The organism is Streptococcus parasanguinis, from assembly GCF_016648855.1.
Lineage (GTDB): Bacteria > Bacillota > Bacilli > Lactobacillales > Streptococcaceae > Streptococcus > Streptococcus parasanguinis_L.
Window position 1 is genome coordinate 1 of the sequence record NZ_JACLQU010000021.1, and the last position, 5,135, is coordinate 5,135.

Genomic DNA, 5,135 nt, shown 5'->3' on the forward strand with positions numbered 1-5,135 from the left:
AGAGCCCACTCAACCACTGCGTCTTGCTCGACAATCCAAAAATAATTGAGAGGCTAGGACTTTTGTCCCAGCCTCTTCTTATGATTTATTCTTCTTCCTCGTCTTCAGAATCCTCTTCTTCGTCGTCTTCTTCGCTTAATTCAACTTCCTCACCCAAATCATCTGGTACGATTTCATTGATTTCAGCATCGTAAGCTTCGACTTCACTCTTTTCATCGTCTGGATTTTCTTCATCATATGAAAGAGCTGGATCTGCTTCGTAAACTTCTTCGTCTTCTGGATCGTCGTCGTTGTAGTCGATCGCATCCTCGTCTCCATCCATGAAGGCATTGACACGTTTTTTCTTCCGTTTCTTAGGAGCTTCATCTTCGTCTGTTTCTTCAAGAGCGATGATTTCTTCGTCAACTTCATCGATGGCATACCATGAACGAAGACCCCATTTGTTATCTCCAAGTGGGATAAAGCTTCCATCTACATTCAATTCTGTGTAGAACAATGGAAGAGCTTCACGGATCTCGCTGTTTGATTTTTCAAGGTAATTTTGAATTTCATTTACAAGATCGCTAAAGTACATTTCATGGTCACGTCCGCGTAATTCCAAAATCGCACGCGCCACTTCAATCATAGAAAGTTCACTTTTTTCTTGTCCAGCAAATACTTCTAATTCCAAGGGTAAATCTCCTTATGTTTCATTTCCTAAATGGAGAAGGATCCGGTCTTCAACCTCATCCTATCCTCAATGATAGATTGAAAACTTCTCGTCACTAAATCTATCACGCATTTTATCGTTACACTCTATTGTACGATAAATTTCCCCTTTCGTCAAAGGAAAATTCCAGGATTCTCCATGAAATCAGAAAAGGGAGTGGGAAAGAACTCCGACTAGTTAAAAAGAGTTCGTTTTCCCACCCCCGCACAGTTGATTAGGTCATCTTTGGAGCTTAAAGGCGAACAAAGATGCCAATCAACCACTGCGTCATACAGTTATTTCTATCAAACATCAAAGGCTGGACAGTTGTTGCCCAGCCTTTTTTATCTAAATTATTTTACTTTTGCTGTGCTTGTGATCACGTTCACTGCTTTCTTCACTGTGATGTCATGTTTCAACATTTCTGGTGAAAGAAGGTTGCGAACTTGTTCAACTGGCATGTTGTAATCTGCTGCCAATTGTTCGATTTCAGCGTTGATTTCTTCTTCAGTTGCTTCGAAGCCTTCTGCTTTCGCTACTGCTTCAACCACAAGGTTTGTCTTCGTACGGCTTTCAGCTTCTGCTTCGTATTGTTTGTGAAGATCTTCTTGAGTTGTTCCAGTGATTTGGAAGTACATTTCAGGTGAGATACCTTGACGTTGCATGTTTCCAAGGAACTCGTTGATTGAACGGTGTACTTCTTCGTGGATCATTTCTTCTGGAAGGTCAACGATTTCAGCATTTTCAACTGCAAGATCGATTGCTGCTGCTTCTACTGCATCGTTGTATGCTTCTTCTTTAGCTGCTGCCAATTCTTTGCGGTATTTTTCTTTCAATTCAGCAAGAGTTTCAACTTCTTCGTCGATGTCTTTTGCCAATTCATCGTCAAGAGCTGGTACTTCTTTTGCTTTTACTTCGTGGATAGTTGTCACGAATTTCGCTTCTTTACCTGCAAGGTCAGCTGCTTGGTAGTCTTCTGGGAAGGTTACGATCACATCAACTGTTTCACCAGCAGAGTGTCCAACCAATTGGTCTTCGAAACCTGGGATGAATTGACCTGAACCAAGTCCAAGTGAGAAGTTGTCACCTTTACCACCGTCGAATTCAACACCGTCGATAGAACCTACGAAGTCGATCACAACTGTGTCACCTTCTGCTGCAGCACCTTCTTTAACAACCAATTCAGCCAAGTTGTTGCGTTCGCGTTCGATACGAGCATCCACATCAGCGTCTGTTACTTCTTTAGAAACTTCTACTGATACTTCAAGGTCTTTGTAAGCACCCAATTTAACTTCAGGTTTTGTGACAACAGCTGCTGTCAATGTCCAGTCTTGACCTTTTTCCATAGATACAACATCAAAAGTTGGTTGTGCTACAACTTCGATTCCAGCTTCTTTAACAGCTGCTTCATATGCTGCTGGAAGAAGATCGTTCAAAGCATCTTGGTAAAGTGCTTCTTCACCAAAACGTTGGTTGAAGATTGGACGTGGAATATGACCTTTACGGAATCCAGGTACGTTCAAAGTTTTCTTAACTGACTCAAACACACGGTCCAAAGCAGGTTTGATTTGCTCTTGGCTGATTGTGAAAGTCAATACACCGTGGTTAGTTTCTTTGTTTTCAAATGATACAGACATTCTGTCTCTCCTTAAAATAATATAGTCATTCCTTACAATTTTACCACAAAACTTTGAAATTGCAAGTTTTAAAACGTTTTTGCCTCTCTTTTCATCCAAAAAAACTAGCCCTTTAAAGCTAGTTCTGATTATGATTTTCGGATGGGATCATCGAGGTAGAGAGCACGGGCGCCACCGATCAATTTTGGCCGACTGGCGAGCGCTGTGACATGGGCTCCACCTAGTTCACGCAAGATAGGGCGAATTGGAACTTGCACGTGTTTGACATGCATCCCTACTGAGGTATCTCCGATGTCTAACCCGGCTTGGGCTGTGATAAATTCCACCTCCACAGGATCCTTAAAATACTTGAAAGCTGCGAGTTGTCCAGCACCTCCTGCATGGAGACTCGGAAGGACATTGACGATTTCTAGCTCCTTCTTATCTGCCAATTCTCTTTCGACCACCAAGGCGCGATTGAGATGCTCACATCCTTGTACCGCCAGATAAATCCCTCTTGGATTCAACTCATCTAGTAAGGTCTGGACAATAGCTTCAGCAATATCGATGTTGGAGGCTTTTCCAATTGGCCCTCCTGCAACTTCGCTTGAAGACATCCCGAGGACTAGAATCTGTCCTTGGCGGAGACGGCTTTTTGCCAAGACATCTACCAAGATTTCTTTTGTATCCTTCTTCAGTTGCTCCAGATCCATGAATTAGCTTCCTTTCTTTTGAAATGCATAATAGACCACATAGCCTAAAGCCATTCCAACAAAATTCTGAGCAAGGTTATTTGGAATGTCCGAGATAGCAGCTCCCCAGCCATTGCCTAAAAAGAGGGCAGAAGCTAGCGCATAACCGCCTACCATGACGACTGTCGCAAGAAGCAAGCCTAGGTAACGAGCTTTGCCCTTGAAGCCAGCGAAATAGCCTTGCCCCCCGTGAAAGAGGAGACTAAAGAACATCCACTGAGGATAGCCTGAAATCAGATCCAATAAGAAGGCTCCGACACCACCGACAATAGCACCTTCCTTGCGCCCAAAATAGAAGGCTGTGAAATAGGCACCAAGATCTAGCAGGGTGACGATCCCTGTCGGAGTTGGGAGTTTGGTATAGTAGCCAAGCACAACTGTCAAGGCTGTCAAAATAGAAAGGCGGGCAATGAGTTGAGTTCGATTAGATGTCATATTGTACTACTCCATACTGGTCTGAATGTTGAATCGCTTGGAAAACAAAGTCTTTAGAGGCTTTAACAGCTTCAAGTGGAGATTTCCCTTGCACCAACTGGCTGGAAATGCTAGACGCAAAGGTACAACCAGCTCCTGTATTGTTCTTTTCTAAGACCGGCTCTTCAATGACGGTGAAGTCTGTCCCATCATAAAAGACATCGATGGCCTTTTCTTTATTGAGACGATTGCCCCCTTTAACCACGACAGTCGCTGCTCCTAATTCGTGGAGCTTGCGCGCTACCGCCTTCATATCGTCGAGCGATTGAATCTTGCTTTGGGTCAAGATCTCAGCTTCTGGTAAGTTTGGCGTGATGATGGTCACATAAGGGAAGAACTTGATCAATTCGTCTCGAAGAGCTGAAACTTCTACATCATGGCTTTCCTTGCAGACCAAGACAGGATCTAGTACCACAGGGATCTCCGCATGGGCTTTGACATAGTCCAAGGCCAAGTCTGCCACTTCAACATTTGGCAAAAGACCGAGTTTAATAGCAGAAAAAGGAACATCCTTGAGAGAGTTGAGTTGCTGCGCAAAGGTCGTCGGATCCACCGGAATCACTTCAAAACCGTGCTCCGTCATAGCGGTCAAACAAGTCACCGCCACAAAGCCATGTTGTTTATTGGTTGTATAGGTTGCAAGGTCTGCGTGAAGACCTCCCCCACTAAAAATATCATTTCCTGAAATAGCTAGAATCAATTCATTACTCATAACGGATCTCCTTTAAATATAAGCCATTTGGTGCTGCTGTAGGACCTGCTAGATTGCGGTCCTTTTTTTCTAAAATCAGATCGATCTGCTCGATCGGCATCCGATCATTTCCAATCTTCAACAAAGTTCCCACCATATTGCGGATTTGCTTGTAGAGAAAACCATTGCCCGAAAAGGTAAAGACAAGGCGATGATGTTCTGCATCCTCAACCAAGCGAGCCTCTGTAATCGTACGAACCTTATCTTCCACACTGGTTCCTGAAGCTGTAAAACCGCTGAAATCATGGGTTCCCTCCAACTTTTGGATGGCTGCTTGCATCTTTTCCACATCCAAAGGATAAGGATAGTGGGTGGCATAGTGGCGCATCATGGGGTTCTTGGGACGACCATAATCCACGATAAATTCATAGGTTTTGCTGTGCTTCTTGTAGCGTGAGTGAAAGTCATCTTCTACTTGCTCCACTCTGATGAAATCAATATCCTCTGGGGTTTGGGTATCGAGGGCAAAGCGGAGCTTCTCCTCGTCCCGCGCTTGGGGGAGATCAAAATGAATCACCTGGCCAAGAGCATGGACACCTGAATCCGTCCGCCCCGCTCCATGAACGGTAACAGGGGTTCCTTGATTGAGGCGCGTCAAGGTCTTCTCGATTTCCTCTTGCACACTACGGGCATGCGGTTGGCGTTGAAACCCTGCAAACAAGGTCCCGTCATATGAAATGGTTGCTTTGTATCGTGTCATGTTTTTATTTTAACAGGATATAGAAGGGGTTACAAGAGTGAAAAAATTAAACTGTCCGGGTACAGTTTTGTAAACACAAAAAGAGGCTGGGACAAAAGTCCTAGCCTCTCAATTATTTTTGGATTGTCGAGCAAGACGCAGTGGTTGAGTGGGC

6 protein-coding genes are annotated in these 5,135 nt (G+C 44.1%); all 6 read right to left on the bottom strand.

Translation table 11 applies throughout. The features are described from left to right. Window positions 1-85 precede the first annotated feature (85 nt). The gene (rpoE, locus tag H7T92_RS10270; protein WP_021154455.1) at window positions 86-670 is read right to left on the bottom strand and encodes a DNA-directed RNA polymerase subunit delta; all 585 of its coding nucleotides are present in this window, start codon (window positions 668-670) and stop codon (window positions 86-88) included. A 371-nt stretch (window positions 671-1,041) separates the two neighbouring features. After that, window positions 1,042-2,325 (bottom strand): trigger factor, encoded by a 1,284-nt coding sequence (tig, locus tag H7T92_RS10275; RefSeq protein WP_003017990.1) that lies wholly within the window; start codon window positions 2,323-2,325, stop codon window positions 1,042-1,044. A gap of 128 nt (window positions 2,326-2,453) precedes the next feature. Then, complete coding sequence (locus H7T92_RS10280) at window positions 2,454-3,017, bottom strand: TIGR01440 family protein (protein ID WP_070449805.1); 564 nt, start codon at window positions 3,015-3,017, stop codon at window positions 2,454-2,456. Window positions 3,018-3,020: 3 nt separating this feature from the next. Then, window positions 3,021-3,491 (bottom strand): ECF transporter S component, encoded by a 471-nt coding sequence (locus H7T92_RS10285; RefSeq protein ID WP_003017988.1) that lies wholly within the window; start codon window positions 3,489-3,491, stop codon window positions 3,021-3,023. Beyond that, a complete protein-coding gene (locus H7T92_RS10290) occupies window positions 3,481-4,242 on the bottom strand; it encodes a bifunctional hydroxymethylpyrimidine kinase/phosphomethylpyrimidine kinase (RefSeq protein ID WP_201037712.1) in 762 nt (253 codons plus the stop codon). Before H7T92_RS10290 ends, H7T92_RS10285 begins: the two co-directional genes overlap by 11 nt. Next, window positions 4,235-4,981: a tRNA pseudouridine(38-40) synthase TruA gene (gene truA / locus H7T92_RS10295; protein WP_070590501.1), complete on the bottom strand. Its 747-nt coding sequence runs from the start codon at window positions 4,979-4,981 to the stop codon at window positions 4,235-4,237. Before truA ends, H7T92_RS10290 begins: the two co-directional genes overlap by 8 nt. Window positions 4,982-5,135 lie beyond the last annotated feature (154 nt).

What these genes read in the sequence shown, in the direction of transcription:
- tig (WP_003017990.1), bottom strand. Translation starts at nt 2,325, where the DNA reads ATGTCTGTATCATTTGAAAACAAAGAAACTAACCACGGTGTATTGACT.
- H7T92_RS10280 (WP_070449805.1), bottom strand. Translation starts at nt 3,017, where the DNA reads ATGGATCTGGAGCAACTGAAGAAGGATACAAAAGAAATCTTGGTAGAT.
- H7T92_RS10285 (WP_003017988.1), bottom strand. Translation starts at nt 3,491, where the DNA reads ATGACATCTAATCGAACTCAACTCATTGCCCGCCTTTCTATTTTGACA.
- H7T92_RS10290 (WP_201037712.1), bottom strand. Translation starts at nt 4,242, where the DNA reads ATGAGTAATGAATTGATTCTAGCTATTTCAGGAAATGATATTTTTAGT.
- truA (WP_070590501.1), bottom strand. Translation starts at nt 4,981, where the DNA reads ATGACACGATACAAAGCAACCATTTCATATGACGGGACCTTGTTTGCA.